The 15,456-nt window shown below is 69.5% G+C and carries 19 protein-coding genes; 11 read left to right on the plus strand and 8 right to left on the minus strand.

What is annotated here, in order from left to right; genetic code table 11:
- Window positions 1–46 precede the first annotated feature (46 nt).
- A complete protein-coding gene (locus tag ABZ195_RS15835; RefSeq protein WP_355219302.1) occupies window positions 47–418 on the minus strand; it encodes a DUF427 domain-containing protein in 372 nt (123 codons plus the stop codon).
- A 60-nt stretch (window positions 419–478) separates the two neighbouring features.
- Between ABZ195_RS15835 and ABZ195_RS15840 the strand changes: the two genes are divergently transcribed.
- Complete coding sequence (locus tag ABZ195_RS15840) at window positions 479–958, plus strand: SRPBCC family protein (RefSeq protein WP_355219304.1); 480 nt, start codon at window positions 479–481, stop codon at window positions 956–958.
- Here ABZ195_RS15840 and ABZ195_RS15845 read toward each other — a convergent pair.
- Window positions 955–2,325: an FAD-dependent oxidoreductase gene (locus ABZ195_RS15845; protein ID WP_355219306.1), complete on the minus strand. Its 1,371-nt coding sequence runs from the start codon at window positions 2,323–2,325 to the stop codon at window positions 955–957. The genes ABZ195_RS15840 and ABZ195_RS15845 overlap by 4 nt on opposite strands.
- Before the next feature lie 40 nt (window positions 2,326–2,365).
- Window positions 2,366–2,524 carry a hypothetical protein gene (locus ABZ195_RS15850; protein ID WP_355219308.1) on the minus strand — a complete coding sequence of 53 codons (159 nt, stop codon included), beginning with the start codon at window positions 2,522–2,524 and terminating at the stop codon, window positions 2,366–2,368.
- Between the two features lie 69 nt (window positions 2,525–2,593).
- On the opposite strand from ABZ195_RS15850, the gene ABZ195_RS15855 reads away from it, so the two are divergent.
- The gene (locus ABZ195_RS15855; RefSeq protein WP_355219310.1) at window positions 2,594–5,134 is read left to right on the plus strand and encodes a DUF3516 domain-containing protein; all 2,541 of its coding nucleotides are present in this window, start codon (window positions 2,594–2,596) and stop codon (window positions 5,132–5,134) included.
- A 120-nt stretch (window positions 5,135–5,254) separates the two neighbouring features.
- Entirely contained in the window at window positions 5,255–5,722 is a 468-nt protein-coding gene (locus ABZ195_RS15860) for a DUF4262 domain-containing protein (RefSeq protein ID WP_355219312.1), read from the plus strand.
- Here ABZ195_RS15860 and ABZ195_RS15865 read toward each other — a convergent pair whose 3' ends face one another.
- Complete coding sequence (locus tag ABZ195_RS15865; RefSeq protein ID WP_355219314.1) at window positions 5,723–6,421, minus strand: SDR family NAD(P)-dependent oxidoreductase; 699 nt, start codon at window positions 6,419–6,421, stop codon at window positions 5,723–5,725.
- A 169-nt stretch (window positions 6,422–6,590) separates the two neighbouring features.
- Between ABZ195_RS15865 and ABZ195_RS15870 the strand changes: the two genes are divergently transcribed.
- Genes ABZ195_RS15870 through ABZ195_RS15880 form a run of 3 tightly spaced genes read left to right on the plus strand, consistent with a single transcriptional unit; the run spans window position 6,591 to window position 8,503 of the window.
- Entirely contained in the window at window positions 6,591–7,430 is an 840-nt protein-coding gene (locus tag ABZ195_RS15870) for an SH3-like domain-containing protein (protein WP_355219316.1), read from the plus strand.
- A 10-nt stretch (window positions 7,431–7,440) separates the two neighbouring features.
- Window positions 7,441–8,157: a thiocyanate hydrolase subunit gamma gene (scnC, locus tag ABZ195_RS15875; RefSeq protein WP_355219318.1), complete on the plus strand. Its 717-nt coding sequence runs from the start codon at window positions 7,441–7,443 to the stop codon at window positions 8,155–8,157.
- Window position 8,158: 1 nt separating this feature from the next.
- The gene (locus tag ABZ195_RS15880; protein ID WP_355219320.1) at window positions 8,159–8,503 is read left to right on the plus strand and encodes a thiocyanate hydrolase; all 345 of its coding nucleotides are present in this window, start codon (window positions 8,159–8,161) and stop codon (window positions 8,501–8,503) included.
- A gap of 4 nt (window positions 8,504–8,507) precedes the next feature.
- Here the strand turns inward: ABZ195_RS15880 and ABZ195_RS15885 are convergent, their stop codons facing one another.
- Both ABZ195_RS15885 and ABZ195_RS15890 read right to left on the minus strand, forming a co-directional pair.
- Window positions 8,508–9,530 carry an NAD-dependent epimerase/dehydratase family protein gene (locus tag ABZ195_RS15885; protein WP_355219322.1) on the minus strand — a complete coding sequence of 341 codons (1,023 nt, stop codon included), beginning with the start codon at window positions 9,528–9,530 and terminating at the stop codon, window positions 8,508–8,510.
- On the minus strand, window positions 9,527–10,051 hold the full coding sequence (locus ABZ195_RS15890; RefSeq protein ID WP_355219324.1) for a nuclear transport factor 2 family protein: 525 nt from the start codon (window positions 10,049–10,051) through the stop codon (window positions 9,527–9,529). Before ABZ195_RS15890 ends, ABZ195_RS15885 begins: the two co-directional genes overlap by 4 nt.
- A gap of 57 nt (window positions 10,052–10,108) precedes the next feature.
- On the opposite strand from ABZ195_RS15890, the gene ABZ195_RS15895 reads away from it, so the two are divergent.
- From ABZ195_RS15895 to msrA, 3 genes are read left to right on the plus strand one after another with little or no spacing between them, the layout of a single operon-like run.
- Window positions 10,109–11,017 carry an alpha/beta hydrolase gene (locus ABZ195_RS15895; protein ID WP_355219326.1) on the plus strand — a complete coding sequence of 303 codons (909 nt, stop codon included), beginning with the start codon at window positions 10,109–10,111 and terminating at the stop codon, window positions 11,015–11,017.
- A gap of 46 nt (window positions 11,018–11,063) precedes the next feature.
- Entirely contained in the window at window positions 11,064–11,567 is a 504-nt protein-coding gene (gene msrB, locus ABZ195_RS15900) for a peptide-methionine (R)-S-oxide reductase MsrB (protein ID WP_355219328.1), read from the plus strand.
- Entirely contained in the window at window positions 11,564–12,076 is a 513-nt protein-coding gene (gene msrA, locus ABZ195_RS15905) for a peptide-methionine (S)-S-oxide reductase MsrA (RefSeq protein WP_355219330.1), read from the plus strand. Before msrB ends, msrA begins: the two co-directional genes overlap by 4 nt.
- A gap of 26 nt (window positions 12,077–12,102) precedes the next feature.
- Here msrA and ABZ195_RS15910 read toward each other — a convergent pair whose 3' ends face one another.
- Window positions 12,103–13,446, minus strand: a complete 1,344-nt coding sequence (locus ABZ195_RS15910; RefSeq protein WP_355219332.1) for a cytochrome P450 — start codon at window positions 13,444–13,446, stop codon at window positions 12,103–12,105.
- Window positions 13,447–13,544: 98 nt separating this feature from the next.
- Here ABZ195_RS15910 and ABZ195_RS15915 point away from each other — a divergent pair, with 98 nt between their 5' ends.
- A complete protein-coding gene (locus tag ABZ195_RS15915; protein WP_355219770.1) occupies window positions 13,545–14,162 on the plus strand; it encodes a TetR/AcrR family transcriptional regulator in 618 nt (205 codons plus the stop codon).
- Here the strand turns inward: ABZ195_RS15915 and ABZ195_RS15920 are convergent.
- On the minus strand, window positions 14,149–14,718 hold the full coding sequence (locus ABZ195_RS15920; RefSeq protein WP_355219334.1) for a TetR family transcriptional regulator: 570 nt from the start codon (window positions 14,716–14,718) through the stop codon (window positions 14,149–14,151). The two genes, ABZ195_RS15915 and ABZ195_RS15920, sit on opposite strands and share 14 nt — an antisense overlap.
- 53 nt (window positions 14,719–14,771) lie before the next feature.
- Between ABZ195_RS15920 and ABZ195_RS15925 the strand changes: the two genes are divergently transcribed.
- On the plus strand, window positions 14,772–15,446 hold the full coding sequence (locus tag ABZ195_RS15925) for a class I SAM-dependent methyltransferase (RefSeq protein WP_355219336.1): 675 nt from the start codon (window positions 14,772–14,774) through the stop codon (window positions 15,444–15,446).
- The last annotated feature ends 10 nt before the right edge of the window (window positions 15,447–15,456 follow it).

Below are 15,456 nucleotides of genomic sequence, written 5' to 3' on the forward strand. Positions count from 1 at the left end.
CGGGCCTCTCGAAGGTGACGCTGGCGTGACTCGACACCGCCAAAGATTATCCGACGGTGACCTCGGCCTTGTCGGCGTAGAAGGCCACGTGACCTGCGATGGCGGCCACCGCGTCATACGGCTGCTCGTAGGTCCACACCGCGTCGTCGACGACGTGCCCCGCGGCGTCGAGGTGGTAGTAGTTCGCCTCGCCCTTGTAGGGGCAGTAGGTGGTGGTGTCGCTGCGCGTCAGCACCGAGGCCGACACGTCGGCCAGCGGGACGTACTGCACGGCGGGGTACGTCGACTCCTGCAGGGTCAACGCGGCATCGGTCTGGGCGATGACCTGACCGTCGACCCGGACGACGACGTGCTTGCCGGTCGGGCTGACGGTGATGGGGTGCGATTCAGTGGGGTGGAGGACTTTGCGTTCGCTCATGACCAACCCAACGTTCGCGGAGTGGGCCTTGTTTCCGGTTCGGCTCGCTACCATCGCGCGATGAGCGAACCCACGGCCGCGGCGTCGGTGACCATCGCGGCGAGCTGCGCCGACGTCTACGCCCTCGTCACCGACCTTCAGGCGATGGCCGCCCTCGCCGAGGAGGCCGACGCGATGCAGTGGCACCGCGGTGAGCCCGCCACCGCAGGGGCGGTCTTCAAGGGGCACAACGCCAACGGCGGCAAGTCGTGGACCACCACGTGCACCGTCACCCACGCCGAACCGGGCCGCGTGTTCGCCTTCGACGTCAAGAGCGTCATCATCCCGGTGGCCCACTGGCGCTATGACATCGAACCCGTCGAGGGAGGCTGCCGCGTGACCGAGCAGACCTGGGACCGGCGGCCGGGCTGGTTCCGCAAGCCCGCGAGCTTCGCCACCGGCGTCTCGGACCGCACCTCGGTCAACGCCAAGAACATCGAGCTGACGCTGCAGCGGCTCAAGGCCGCGGCGGAGTCCACCCCCGACGGCGCCCGCCCCTAGGGCTTGCGGGTGATCCGGTCGGCGACCCTGGCGATCGGGGAGGTCGTCGTGCGACCGCCGAATTCGTGCCGGTCGGCGGCCTTGTACGCGAGGTAGAGACTGCGGACGCCGAGCCAGCGCAGCGGCTCGGGCTCCCAGTCCCGCGACCGGTGCCCGACCCACGCCAGCTCCGTGCGCGGCGTCTTGTCGCCGCGCACGAGGTCGGCCAGTGTGCGCCCGGCCAGGTTGGTCGCGGTGACTCCGTGGCCGACGTAACCCCCCGCCCAGCCCAGTCCCGACGAGCGGTCGAAGTTCACCCCCGCCGACCAGTCCCGCGGCACCGCCAGCACGCCGCACCACCCGTGGGCGATCGGCACGTCGCGCACCTGCGGCAGTACCTCGTGCAGCACGGCGGTCAGCTCTCGAATCGTGCGCTGCGGGACGCGGCCGTCGAGGTCGGTTCGCGAGGCGTACCGGTAGGGCACGCTGCGACCGCCGATGGCGATGCGGTCGTCGGCGGTGCGCTGGGCGTAGAAGAATCCGTGCGCCATGTCGCCGACCGTCTCGCGGCCGGCCCACCCGATGGCGTCCCACACCTCGGGTCCGATCGGCTCGGTGGCGACCAGTGAACTGTTCATCGGCAGCCAGCGACGCCTCAGCCCCGGCAGCCCGGCGGTGAAGCCCTCGGTGGCCCGCAGGATGACCGGAGCCCGCACGGTGCCTCGCGGTGTCGTGGCCCGCCCGGCGGCGATCTCCGTCACCGGGGACATCTCGTAGACGTCGACGCCGAGGCGTTCCACGACGTCGGCCAGCCCGCGGGCCAGTGCCGCCGGCTGAATGCGCGCGCAGTGCGGCGTGTGATAGGCCGCGACCACGCGGGAGAACCGAACCCGTTGCGCCGCTTCGGCACTGGTCAGCTCGACGTAATCGGTGACACCCCAGCTGCGCTCCTCAGCCAGCCGCTCGGCGAGCCGCTGGGCCTGGGCGGCGTTGCGCGCGATCTGCAGGGTGCCGCCCTTGACGATGCCGGCCTCCACGCCCTCGCGGGCCGCCACGTCGACGACTTCGTCGATCGCCTCGTTGAGCGCCCGCTGCCACGCCACGACCGCGTCGCGGCCACGCTCGCGGGCCAGCGCGTGCCGGTCACCGGGGGCCATCCCGGACAGCCAGCCACCGTTGCGGCCCGATGCGCCGAAGCCGGCGAAGCGGGCCTCCAGGACGGTGACGCGCAGCGACGGGTCGGCTCGCTTGAGGTAGTAGGCCGTCCACAAGCCGGTGAACCCGGCGCCGACGATGCAGACGTCGGCGTCACGGTCGCCGGGCAGCGCCGTACGCGGCGACGGAATCTCGTCGAACCAGTGGGAGACGTGGCCGTTGACGGTAGGCACCACGAAAGTCTGTCAGAGCACCTCGGGCCGCGCTCGGGGGCTAACCGCGGTCCTGCCAGCCGTCGTGGTCGGCGCAGCCGTCGTGCCAGCAGGACGGCCCACGGCGGGACTCGGGCCGGTCGCCGACCTGCACCACCCGGTAGTAGGTGGGACGACCGCAGACGCACGTGTCGCCGGTGTACTCGTTTCGCCTGGACATGGGAAGTGGAGTGCCCGCGTCCCGACGGAATTACTCCCATCCCGGCCCGTCGGGCAGGCTGGACCCACGATGACCACCCCCGCCGCCCTCTTGCCCGACCCGAGCGACCTGTCCACGCTGCGCGCCAAGGGCACCGATCCCGACGAACTGTTCGCCTCGTTCGCCGCCTGGGCCGAGGCGAACGGCACCGTGCTGTACCCCGCGCAGGAGGAGGCGCTGATCGAACTGGTCAGCGGCGCCAACGTCGTCCTGGCCACCCCGACCGGTTCGGGCAAGTCGCTCGTCGCCACCGGTGCGCTCTACGCGGCGCTGGCGGCCGGCACCCGCAGCTTCTACACCGCGCCCATCAAGGCCTTGGTGAGCGAGAAGTTCTTCGCCCTGTGCGACGTGTTCGGCGCGGCCAACGTCGGCATGCTGACCGGCGACGCGTCGGTCAACGCCGGCGCGCCGATCATCGCGTGTACCGCCGAGGTGCTGGCGAACACCGCGCTGCGCGAGGGCGCCGACGCAGACATCGGGTTGGTCGTCATGGACGAGTTTCACTTCTACGGCGACCCCGACCGGGGCTGGGCCTGGCAGGTGCCGCTGCTGGAGCTGCCGCGGGCACAGTTCCTGCTGATGTCGGCCACGCTCGGCGACGTCACGTTCCTTCGCGAGGACCTCAGCCGCCGCACCGGCCGGACCACCGCGCTGATCGCCAACGCCGAACGGCCCGTGCCGCTGCACTACTACTACGCGACCACCCCGATGCACGAGACCATCGGCGACCTGCTCGACACCGCGCAGGCCCCGGTATACGTCGTGCACTTCACCCAGGCCTCGGCCCTGGAGCGGGCGCAGGCGTTGATGAGCGTGAACGTCAGCACGAAGGACCAGAAGGCGGCGATCGCCGAACTGATTGGTGCGTTTCGCTTTTCGTCGGCATTCGGCTCGACACTCTCACGGTTGGTCCGCCATGGCATCGGGGTGCACCACGCCGGCATGCTGCCGAAGTACCGCCGCCTGGTCGAGCAGTTGGCGCAAGCCGGTCTGCTCAAGGTCATCTGTGGCACCGACACCCTGGGCGTCGGCATCAACGTGCCGATCCGCACGGTGGTGTTCTCGGCGCTGTCGAAGTACGACGGCACCCGCACCCGGCTGCTCAACGCCCGGGAGTTCCACCAGATCGCCGGTCGTGCCGGCCGTGCCGGGTACGACACCGCAGGCACCGTCGTGGTGCAGGCGCCGGAGCACGAGGTAGAGAACCTCAAGCAGTTCGCCAAGGTGGCCGACGATCCGAAGAAGCGGCGGAAGTTGGTGCGCCGCAAGGTACCCGAGGGCATGGTGCCGTGGAGCGAGAAGACCATGACACGGCTGATGGAGGCCACCCCGGAGCCGTTGACGAGCAACATGCGGGTGTCGACGGCCATGATCCTGGACGTGGTGGACCGCCCCGGCGATCCGTTCGTGGCGATGCGCCGGCTGCTCACCGACAACCACGAGCCCCGCAAGCGTCAGCTCAGGCACATCAGGGAGGCAGTCGGCATCGCCCGGTCGCTGCTGCAGGCCGGGGTGCTGGAGCGCCTGCCCGAACCCGAGCCCGACGGAAGGCGCTACCGGTTGACCGTCGACCTGCCGCCCGACTTCGCCCTCAACCAGCCGCTGTCCACGTTTGCACTGGCGGCCATCGACGTGCTGGATCCCGATTCGGAAACCTATGCGCTGGACGTGGTCTCGACGATCGAGGCGACGCTGGAGGATCCGCGCCAGATCCTGTCGGCTCAGCTGAAGAAGGCCAGGGGTGAGGCGGTCGCCGCGATGAAGGCCGAGGGCATCGAATACGACGAGCGGATCGCCCTGCTCGACGACATCACCTACCCCAAGCCGCTGGCCGAGGTGCTCGGGCACGTCTACGACGTGTATCTGCAGAGCAATCCGTGGGCGGCCGACGGGCAGCTGTCCCCGAAGTCGATCGTGCGCGAGATGTGGGAGCGGGCCTTCACGTTCCGCGAGTTCGTCAGCGTCTACGCGCTGACCCGCTCGGAGGGTGCGGTGCTGCGCTACCTGTCCGACGCCTTCAAGGCGCTGCGCTCGGGCGTGCCCGCCTCGGCCCGCACCGAGGAGGTCACCGACGTCGTCGAGTGGCTGGGAGAGCTGGTGCGCCAGGTGGATTCGAGCCTGCTCGACGAGTGGGAGCAGCTCACCAGCCCCGATCAACCGCTGGACGCCCCGGTGGCCGTACCGGCACGACCGCGTCCGCTGACGGGCAACGAGCGCGCGTTCACCGCCATGGTCCGCAACGCGCTGTTCCGCAGGGTCGAACTCTTCGCGCGCCGGCGCTGGTATGACCTCGGGGAGATCGACGGGCACGCCGGTTGGACGACGGAACGCTGGGCCGAGGTCGGCGCCGAGTACTTCGACGAGCACGACTCGGTGGGCACCGGCGCCGACGCCCGGGGCCCCGCCCTGTTGATCGTCGACCGTCAACCTGGCCTGTGGGAGGTGCGCCAGATCTTGGACGACCCTGCGGGTGACCATGATTGGGGGTTCGACGTCGAGGTCGACCTGGAGGCCTCCGACGAGGAGGGCGTGGCGGTGATCCGGATGGTCGACGCGGGTCGAATGGGCTAGACCGCCTGGGGATCGATTCGCCACTGTGGATGGACCACTGCCAGGACGGCCCACGGGCCACCGGCTGTCGGTGCCGCGACACACGCTCGCAGCACGAACCGACAGAAGGGCAGAGACGCCATGTGCTGGCAATGCGACCACCCCGGCAAGACACTCGACGACTACCTCGCACTCATCCGCGAGACGATCGCGGCGCACGGCTGGGCCGTGCAGCACGTCGAGGACGACCGCAGGCCCTTCTCCTACACGGTCGGGCTGCACGCTCGCGGCCTACCGGAGCTCCTGGTGACCGGGTTGCCCACGAAACAGGCCGCCTGGTTGCTGAATCTGTTCGCCAAGCGGATGGTCGCCGGTCTCCGGCCGGTACCGGGCGAGCAGCTCGTGCTGCCCGCGAGCACCCGCGTGGAACTCGTCGTCGTCGAGCATCCCGACGCGCACATGGGGATCGCCGTCGCGATCGGCGGCTACGACGTCCGCGCCGTGCAGCTGGTGTGGGCCGACGGACGCGGCCGGTGGCCCTGGGTTCCCGACTTCGACGACGGCCGCCGCCGCCAACCCGTGCTCGGCGCACGACGGACCCATGCGTGACTAGCCCCAGGAGGTCTCGCCGTGGCGGTCGACGAACCGCCCGGACCCGTGACCGGGACCCTCCGTGGCGAGGGCGACGATCGCGTCGGTGCCCTCGGTGACCGTCTGCGGACCGGAGTTCGCGTTGATGTCGGTCGCGGTGTAGCCGGGGTCGGCGACGTTGATCCGAATGTCGTCGAAGGCCTTGGCATATTGGGTCGTCAACATGGTGAGCGCCGCCTTGGAGGCGGTGTACGCGGGCGCGACCATCGACGACTCTGCACGCGTCGGATCATGGGTGAGCTCCAGAGATCCCATGCCGCTGCCGACGTTGACGATCACCGGGTCGGCCGAGCGCCGCAGCAGCGGCAGGAAGGCGATCGTGGTGCGGACCACGCCGAGCACGTTGACGTCGAACACCGAGTGGAAGTCCTCGGCGGTCAAGTCCGCGGCGTCGGCGTAGCGTCCGGAGACGCCGGCATTGTTGATCAAGACGTCCACCACGCCCTCGTGCTCGTCGACGTCCTTGGCGGCGGCAGCCACCGACGCGTCGTCACTGACGTCGACCTGGACGAACCGGGCGCCCAGCGTCTCGGCCGCGGCAGTGCCGAGGGCGGCGTCGCGGGCGCCGAGAAGCACGGTGTGACCTTGCTCGACGAGTCGGCGCGCGGTCTCGTAGCCCAGGCCCTTGTTGGCCCCGGTGATGAAGGTGACGGTCATGCCCTCACACTGCCTCGTGGCGCGGGCTCGGGCCCGGGCGCCCACCTTTGCCCGCGCCTCGCGAAAGTCGCCTCCGCGGCGACGGCCCGGTGTTAGCCTCCGAAACGCAGGGAGCCGGTGGCAGTGCGGGCACTCGACCATCGGCGGCGTCGACGGCGAAGGAACGGCCATGAGCACTGCGGCGGAACGCGCCACCCAACTCGACCTCGTCGCACGCCTCAAGTCGTCCTACCCCGAGCTGCCCGACGCCCCCACGCCAGACCTGCTCGACCACGCCCGGTTCGTCGCCTACATGAAGCCCGTCCACGACGTCGGCGGCGAACCCGACGCCCCGATGAAGTACGAGAACAAGGACTACGAGTACTGGGAGCACATGACCTACGTCATCTGCGAAGTGCTTGCCTGGCGCGGAATCTGGCTGTCCGAGGAGCGACGCCGCATCGGCAACGTCGACGTCCAGCGCGCGGTGTACCTCGGGTTCCCGTACTACGGCAGGTGGCTGTTGTCGGTCGCGCGCGTGCTCGTCGAGAAGCACCTCGTCGGGCTGACCGAACTCACCGAGCGAATGGCCGAGGTGCAGCAGCGCTACGCCGGCGGCCTGGCGGGCAAGACCCTGCGGGCGGAGCCGAAGTTCGAAGGCGACGGATCCGGCGTCAAGCGCAACGCCCACATCGTGCACGCGCAGGGCAAGGGCGATCCGCAGGTCTACGCCGGCAAGGCCGGCACGCCGAGGTTCGCGGTCGGCGACCGCGTGCTCGTCCGGGAACTACCCGTGCTGTTCTACACGCGCACACCGGAATACGTGCGCGGCGCCATCGGCGAGATAGCCGCCGTCGCCTACGAGAGCCCCGCCGCCGAGGACGAGACGTGGGACATTCCCGACGCCAAGCCGGAGTGGTTCTACGTCGTCCAGTTCACCATGGCAGAGCTGTGGGACGACTTCAACGGCCCGGCCGCCGACACGTTGCGAACCGAGATCCCCGAACGCTGGCTGCGCGCCGCCAACTGAACGGACCGACATGACCGACCACGACCACGACCACGACCACGACCACGACCGCACGGTGAAGCCGATGGTCGACGAGGTCACCGACTTCGAGGTGCTGGAGATCGCGTTGCGCGAACTCTGTATCGAGAAGGGCATCTTCACCGCCGCCGAGCACCGGCTCTTCACCGAATTCGCCGAGCAGATCGGCCCGACGCCTGCGGCACGGTTGGTCGCCCGCGCCTGGCTCGACCCCGACTTCGAACGACTCGCCCTGACCGGACCGATGACGGCCAGCAAGGAAGTCGGCGTCGACTGGCTCGAACCCACCGGCTTCGGCACGCCCAGCGACTTCACCGCCTTCCAGATCCTCGCCGACACCCCGACGCTGCACCACGTGATCGTCTGCGCGCTGTGCTCCTGCTATCCGCGTCCGATCCTCGGCAACTCCCCGGAGTGGTACCGCACGCCGAATTACCGTCGGCGACTGGTGCGTTGGCCGCGGCAGGTGCTCTCCGAGTTCGGGCTCTACCTGAGTGACGACGTCGAGGTGCGGGTGCAGGACTCCAACCAGAAGCACCGCTTCATGGTCATGCCCGTTCGGCCGGCGGGCACCGACGGGTGGACCGAGGACCAGCTGACGGAGATCGTCACGCGCGACTGCCTCATCGGTGTCGCCCTGCCCAAGCCCGGGGTGACCACCAACGTCGTCACCGCGACCCGCGCCGCGACGCACCCGGCGGGGGAATGACATGGCCGACCTCGACGGCGACGTGCTGCGGACCATGATCGACCACGAGCAGATCTGGCCGAAGATGGCGGCCAAGTACGGAGTCGAGAATCCCGTACCGCCGTGGAAGACCAGCCTCGACGGCCTGTGCGACGCGCTGGACCACGCGGCCTGTGACGCACCGGTGCCCGACTTCAAGGCCCGCCGAGACGAGGAGGACGCGCTCTCGGCCACGGTGTACGCCGACCTGCCCTATCCGGAGAGCCAACTGGTGTCGCTGGCGCATTCGCTGCTGAGCCGCGGCGTCATCACCGAAGACGAACTGCGGCAACGCATCTCGTCGATACGCGCGCGCCTCGAGGCGTGAGGCGTCAGCCCGCCTGCCGGCTGCGCCTCTTCGCGTCGCGCAGACCGACCCAGAACCGGGCGGCCTCGCGGATCGACTCCTCCACGGGCCGTGGCTGCCATCCGAGCTCGCGCTTAGCCTTGGTGCAGTCCACCGGCGCCTCGGCCCGCATCAGTCGCAGCGAATCGATCGACAGTCTCTCGTCGGTGCCCGTGACGCGCGCCTTCGCACTGCCGAGCACCGCCATCACCCAGGACAGGGCCAGCGGGATCGACCGGGTGGGTGCCGGCACGCCGGCGACTTCTGAGGCGATGCGCACCACGTCGGCGTTGCTGATCATCTTCTCCGAGATCAGATAGCGCTCCCCGACCCGGCCCTTCTCCGAAGCCAGGATCAAAGCCCTTGCCGCGTCGTCGATTCCGACGGCCTCCAGCTCGACGCCGCGCATCACGAAGGGCAGCTTGCCGAAGGCGGCGCCCGCGATGATCGCGCCGTGCGGGGTGCGTCCCCAGTCGCCGGCGCCGTAGGTGGTGGAGACGCACATGGCGATCGCCGGCAAGCCCCGGTCGCGCACGTACTCCATGACGAGGTTCTCGGCTTGGACGCGCGACTGGACGTACGGCGTCACGTCGCGAAGCCGGTCGATCACGTCGTTCTCGGTGGCGACCCGGCCGCGCTTGCGACCCACCGTCGCGTAGCTGCTGGTGAACACGAACCGCCTCAGGCTCGCGGCCACGTCGTCGCGGCAGGCCACCTCGAGCACGTTGCGGGTGCCCTCGACGTTGGTGCGGAACAGCGGGGCGGGGTCCCTCAGCCACCCGCGGGTGTCGACCACGCAGTAGTAGACGACGTCGCACCCCAGCATCGCGTCGTGCAGGACGTCGTCGTCCCAGATGTCGCCGACCACGCGCGTCACGGCGAGGTCGTCGATGCCGACGGTGTTGGCCCCGGCCCGCACCATCGCGCGGACCGGCTCTCCGTCGGCCACCAGCTGCCGGGTGACGTGCGAGCCCAGGTACCCGTTGGCCCCGATCACGAGTGCCGTCATCGACTGCCCCCGCCCGAGCGGCTCGGGCCGTACGTGGCCATCCACGTCGCCGCCTCGTCGGGCAGCGTGCCCAATTCCTCGGCCTTGCGACACCACGTCACGGTCGCCGCGACGAACCGCAGGGGGTTGTAGACGTCTTCCTGGCGTCGCCACTTGCCGTCCCCGGCGTAGGTGACGATCGAGATGTTCGTGGCACTGACGATCGTGCCGTCGCCGGGATCACGCATCGGGTTGTCGAGCTCGCACAGCACCCGGCCCCGCTCCTCGTCGACCACCGTCCACAGCGACGGAAACGACGTCATGTAGCTGCCCGGGAACGTCTCCATCGTGCGCCAGATCCAGGGCCGCACCTGCTCGCGGCCATGCATCGTGCCGGCGGCGTGTTCGACGTAGGTGACGTCCTCGGTGTACTGGTCAACCCAGGGATCCCAGTCCCGGGTGGCGGCGGCCCGCCCGACCGTGGCCTCGAATTCCGCGAACGCCTCGACGAGCTCGGCGCGACTGAACGTGGTACCGGTCACACCGGAAACTAGAACACGTTCTACCGGTGTTTGTCGAGCGGTCGTATCGTTCTCGACGTGCACGTCATCCGGGTGTTGGCGCTCGTCGGCGTGGCCGCGATCGTGACCGCCCCCGTCGCCTCCGCCGACGACTGGTCCGGCCTGGTGGCCGTCGGCGGCGGCCGCAGCCTCTTCCTGAATTGCCAGGGTCAGGGATCGCCGACCGTGTTCGTGATCCCCGGCAAGGGCGGGTACGCCGAGGCCTGGAACGCCGCCGTGCCCGCCGACGATCCGATCCGTTCCTCACCGGATGACCTGATCGAACAGGCGAGGATCGACCTGAGCCCGGACTCCGTACAACCGCTGGTGGCCAGGACGACGCGGATCTGCGTCTACGACCGGCCCGACACCAGGCCCGACGGAGACGACCGGTCGACCCCGATTCCACAACCGCATGCCGTCGACGCCGACGTCGACGACGTGACACGCCTGATCGGCGCGGCCGGGCTGCCGACGCCGATGGTGTTCGTCGCCCACTCCTACGGGGCCTTGATCCTCGACCTGCTCGCGCGCCGGCATCCCGAACTCGTCAGCGGTCTGGTGTTCTCGGAGCCGACCTCGGAGTTCCTGCCCGTCGTCGGCCGCCCGGACCAGAACGCGGCATTCAACCGCGACACCCAGGTCGCCGAGCCTGGTCAGGAGTCGGTGCTGCCCGACGTCGCCTTCGCGAGCATCGCCGCCTCGCCGCCGCTACCCCGGGTGCCCTCGATCGTGTTGACCGCCGACAAGTTTCCCGCTCCGTCGGCCGTCACGCCGGAGAATTACACGCAGGACCAGGTCCGCCGCGCGAACGACATGCTGGCCGCCGCTCTCGGCACTACCAACGTCGTCGTCCCCGGCACCGGGCACAACCAGATGCTCTACCAACCGGCCGCCATTGCGAACGAGATCGTGACGGTGGTCGACGAGGTCCGCGCCGGGAACTAACGCGACGTCGCCGGGGGTTATAGAAGTGCCAACACGAGGAGGACCAGTGGCAGCTCCGAAGCAGAGAACCTTCGACAAGAACCCCGCCGCGGTGAACGCGCTGTCGCCAGAGCAGTACCAGGTGACGCAGAAGAACGGCACCGAACGACCCTTCACCGGTGAGTACTGGGACAACCACGAACCCGGCATCTACGTCGACGTGGTGTCCGGCGAGCCATTGTTCGCCTCGACCGACAAGTTCGAGAGCGGATCGGGCTGGCCGAGCTTCACCAAGCCGGTCGACCCCGCGAACGTGATCAGCAAGCGCGACTTCAGCCACCTGATGGTGCGCACCGAGGTGCGGTCCGCGCACGGCGACAGTCACCTGGGCCACGTCTTCAACGACGGTCCCCGCGAGGCCGGAGGGTTGCGCTACTGCATCAACTCGGCTTCGCTGAGGTTCATCCATCTCGACGACCTCGAGGCCGAGGGATACGGCGAATACACGACGCTCTTCGCCGGAGGCCGAGAGCGCAGCGACCAGGACATCAACGGAGAGGCGAAGGCATGACGACCAAGAAGGCGATCCTCGCAGGCGGCTGCTTCTGGGGCATGCAGGATCTGATCCGCAAGCAGCCGGGCGTGGTCGACACCCGCGTCGGCTACACCGGCGGCCAGAACGACCACCCGACCTACCGCAAGCATCCCGGGCATGCCGAGGCCATCGAGATCACCTACGACCCCGCGCAGACCGACTACCGCGCACTGCTGGAGTTCTTCTTCCAGATCCACGATCCGACGACCAAGGACCGCCAGGGCAACGACGTCGGCAGCAGCTATCGGTCGGCGATCTTCTACGCCGACGACGAACAGAAGGCCGTCGCGCTGGACACCATCGCCGACGTGGACGCCTCGGGCCTGTGGCCCGGCAAGGTGGTCACCGAGGTGACGCCGGCCGTCGAGTTCTGGGAGGCCGAACCCGAGCACCAGGACTACCTCGAGAAGTTCCCCAACGGGTACACCTGCCACTTCCCGCGGGCGGGCTGGAAGTTGCCGAAGCGCGAGACCGCCTCGCAGTAGAGCAGCGTCGAGATGCCGGCGCCGGGTCAGGCCAGTGGCGTGGCCCGGCGTCGCACGACCAGGCGGCCGCCGGCCTTCGGCGTATAGGCGACGCCGCGCGAGTGGGTCTTCTCGTCCGGCGCGGTCGTCGTCTCGATCTCGAAGTGGCGCAACACCGTCCGGAGGACCACGTCCATCTCGACGTTGGCGAACGCCGCCCCCACGCATCGACGGGTGCCGCCGCCGTAGGGGATGAACCCCGCCGTCGCGGGCCGCTTGCCCAGGAAGCGTTGCGGGTCGAACCGCTCGGGTGACGGGAAGTCCTGCGCCCGGCCGTGAATGTGGTCGATGGCGACGAAGATCGAATACCCGCGCGGGATGACGTAATCGCCGAGCTGGAACGTCGCCGCGTACACGTGACGGCCGGCGAAGTCGATGACCGTGCGCGCCCGTTGCGTCTCCAGGATGGTGGCCTGGCGGTATTCGTCGCCGTCGGTACCGGCCTCGTCGACCAGCTGCTGCAGTACCTGCGGATGCCGCGACACCCGCTCGAACACCCACGCCAGGGTCGAGGCGGTGGTCTCGTGACCGGCAGCCAGCAGCGTCAGCAGCTCGTCGCCGATGTCTCGCCTGGACATGGCCTTGCCGTCCTCGTAGGTGCTGCGCAGGAGCAGCGTCAGGACGTCGTCGCGTTCCTCGAAGTGCGGGTCGGCGGTGACCGTGTCGATCAGCCGCTCGACGACGGCGTCGTACTGACGCCGGTAGGCCGCGAGCCGACCCCACGGGGTGAGGCGCCCGTAGGTACGCGACGGCGCGGGCAGCACCGCCAGCTTGGACCCCAGCGTCACCCACGGCGGAATGATGCGGCGCAGCTCGTCGAGTTGCTCTCCGTCGGCGCCGAAGACGGCACGCAGGATGGCGTTGAGGGTGATGCGCATCATCGGCTCGAGCGACTCGAACTCCTCGCCGTCCGGCCAGGACGCCGTCTCCCGCAGCGTCTCCTCCTCGAAGATGACCTCGTAGTTCTTGATGCTCTTGCCGTGAAACGGCGGCGTTAGCAGCTTGCGGCGGCGCTTGTGCTCCGTGCCGTCGAGGGCGAACACGGATCCCGAGCCGAGGATGCGGCTCAGATTGGGTTGCACGTTGCCGACGTCGTCGGTGTTGGCGGCGAACAACTGCTTGGCGAGCTGCGGGTCGGCGACGGCGATCATGTTGCCGAAGACCGGAACCCGGATCGTGAAGATCTCTCCGTGGCGGCGGGACATGGCCTCGACCGTGCGCCGCCGGGACGCGACGAAGGCGAATGCCTGTAACACCTTGGGCACACGGGGACTCGGGGGCAACGCGATCGCGGGCGTCGTCGCCGGCGCGTCGATGGTCACTTCGGTCATGGGAGACTCCCAACTCGTTTGGTACTGCGCCGTACCGGTGTTGGTGTAGTACGGTACCGCCTAGTACCGAACATGCGCAAGGGCGGAGGTGAATCCAGCTGAGTACCGCCACGGTCGACGACGCCTCGCCAACGGGCGCGACCGCATTTCGCCGCCGCCTCCTCGACGGTCTCGCCGACTCGATCGCCGAGCGCGGTTACCGCGCGACCACCGTCGCCGACGTGGTCCGGGGCGCCAAGACCTCCAAGCGGACGTTCTACGACGAGTTCGCCAGCAAGGAGGAGTGCTTCGTCGAACTGCTGGCGGCCAACAACGACGACCTGATCGCCGGCATCACCGCCGCCGTCGACGGCGAGGCCACCCCCGAGGACCAGATCGCCGCCGCGGTCGGGGCATACGTCGACCACATCGAATCCCGACCCGCGATCACCCTGAGCTGGATTCGCGAGGCCCCGGCCCTCGGCGACCTGGCCCGCCCGCTGAATCGCGTTGCGATGCAACATCTCACGGACATGCTCGTCGCCATCAGCGACAGCCCGGGCTTCGCCGCGGCCGGGCTGGCGCCGATCTCGCGGCCCCTGGCGCTCATCCTGCTCGGTGGGCTCCGTGAGCTGACGGCGTTGCTCGTCGAGGACGGCCAGGACGTGCGCGGCATCGTCGAACCCGCCGTCACCGCAGCCCGAGCCATCCTCGGGTTGCCGGTCAGCCGAGGATGAGGCGCGCCGCCTTCTCCAACCGCTGCGCGATCCACTCGTAGGACGCGTAACCCATGCCGGCCCGCACCAGCGCGCCGGAGTAGAGCATCTCCAGCGAGTCGATGACGTCCTCGTCGACCTGCGGCCCCAGCGCCGCCGTCAGCCGGGCCCTGATGTCGACGCCGATCCGCTGGCGCAGCGCCTCGACGTCGGGATCCCTGCCGAGGAGCGCGTTGGTCACCGCGCCCGCGAACTCCGGCTCGTCGGCGACCAGCAGCGCGATGTGCTGCAGCACGTCGACGACGCGGGTGGCGCGGTCGTCGGACCCGTGCGGTGCCGGTGGCGCCCCGGCCAGGCGACGCCAGAACACCTCGGCGACGAGGTGCTCCTTGGAGGAGAAGTAGGTGTAGGCCGTGGCCGCGCCGACCCCCGCTTCGGCGGCCACCCGACGCACGGTCAGGGCGGCGAAGCCGTCGCGGTTGAGGAGTTCGACTGCGGCTCGCCCGAGACGGTCGACGGTCTCGGCCTGCTTGGCGGTCAGACGGCGCCGAGTCGACTCCAGAGCCGGATCGGACACGTGTCCGGACGCTACTACAACTCGGTCTGACCAGCAACGGTAAGTTGGCCGTCATGAGCGCCACCGACACTGCCCTGCCGCCCGCGGCCGCCCGCCTCTTCGCCCTCGCCGAGCAGGTCACCGGGTTCATGCCGGCCGACGAGGGCCGCGCGCTGTACGACGCCGCGGTCGCCCACCTCGGTGCCGGGGTGGGCGTCGAGATCGGCACCTACTGCGGCAAGTCGACGGTGATGCTCGGCGCCGCGGCGCAGCAGACCGGCGGCGTGCTCTACACGATCGACCACCACCACGGCTCCGAGGAACACCAGCCCGGTTGGGAGTACCACGACACCACGATGGTCGACGACGTCACCGGCCTCTTCGACACGTTGCCTACCCTTCGGCACACCCTCGACGCCGCCGGGCTCGACGACAGCGTCGTCGCCGTCGTCGGCAAGTCCTCACTCGTCGCGCGCTCGTGGCGAACTCCCTTGCAGCTCTTGTTCATCGACGGCGGGCACACCGACGCCGCGGCCCAGCAGGACTTCGACGGCTGGGCGCGGTGGGTCGCGGTGGGCGGCGCGCTGGTCATCCACGACGTGTTCCCCGACCCGAACGACGGCGGTCAGGCCCCGTATCGGGTGTACCGGCGCGCGCTGGACACCGGCGCATTCCGCGAGATCTCGGCGATCGGCTCGATGCGGGTCCTGGAGCGCACCTCCGGCACTCCCGGCGAGGCGCTCCCCTAACCGCGGGCCG

This window comes from Mycobacterium sp. NPDC006124, from assembly GCF_040614235.1.
GTDB lineage: Bacteria > Actinomycetota > Actinomycetes > Mycobacteriales > Mycobacteriaceae > Mycobacterium.

Excerpts from the sequence above, each read along its gene's own strand:
- ABZ195_RS15910 (WP_355219332.1), bottom strand. The coding sequence starts at position 13,446 with ATGACCGAAGTGACCATCGACGCGCCGGCGACGACGCCCGCGATCGCG.
- ABZ195_RS15870 (WP_355219316.1), top strand. The coding sequence starts at position 6,591 with ATGAGCACTGCGGCGGAACGCGCCACCCAACTCGACCTCGTCGCACGC.
- msrA (WP_355219330.1), top strand. The coding sequence starts at position 11,564 with ATGACGACCAAGAAGGCGATCCTCGCAGGCGGCTGCTTCTGGGGCATG.
- ABZ195_RS15840 (WP_355219304.1), top strand. The coding sequence starts at position 479 with ATGAGCGAACCCACGGCCGCGGCGTCGGTGACCATCGCGGCGAGCTGC.
- ABZ195_RS15885 (WP_355219322.1), bottom strand. The coding sequence starts at position 9,530 with ATGACGGCACTCGTGATCGGGGCCAACGGGTACCTGGGCTCGCACGTC.
- ABZ195_RS15855 (WP_355219310.1), top strand. The coding sequence starts at position 2,594 with ATGACCACCCCCGCCGCCCTCTTGCCCGACCCGAGCGACCTGTCCACG.
- ABZ195_RS15850 (WP_355219308.1), bottom strand. The coding sequence starts at position 2,524 with ATGTCCAGGCGAAACGAGTACACCGGCGACACGTGCGTCTGCGGTCGT.
- ABZ195_RS15865 (WP_355219314.1), bottom strand. The coding sequence starts at position 6,421 with ATGACCGTCACCTTCATCACCGGGGCCAACAAGGGCCTGGGCTACGAG.
- ABZ195_RS15835 (WP_355219302.1), bottom strand. The coding sequence starts at position 418 with ATGAGCGAACGCAAAGTCCTCCACCCCACTGAATCGCACCCCATCACC.
- ABZ195_RS15880 (WP_355219320.1), top strand. The coding sequence starts at position 8,159 with ATGGCCGACCTCGACGGCGACGTGCTGCGGACCATGATCGACCACGAG.
- ABZ195_RS15925 (WP_355219336.1), top strand. The coding sequence starts at position 14,772 with ATGAGCGCCACCGACACTGCCCTGCCGCCCGCGGCCGCCCGCCTCTTC.
- scnC (WP_355219318.1), top strand. The coding sequence starts at position 7,441 with ATGACCGACCACGACCACGACCACGACCACGACCACGACCGCACGGTG.
- ABZ195_RS15860 (WP_355219312.1), top strand. The coding sequence starts at position 5,255 with ATGTGCTGGCAATGCGACCACCCCGGCAAGACACTCGACGACTACCTC.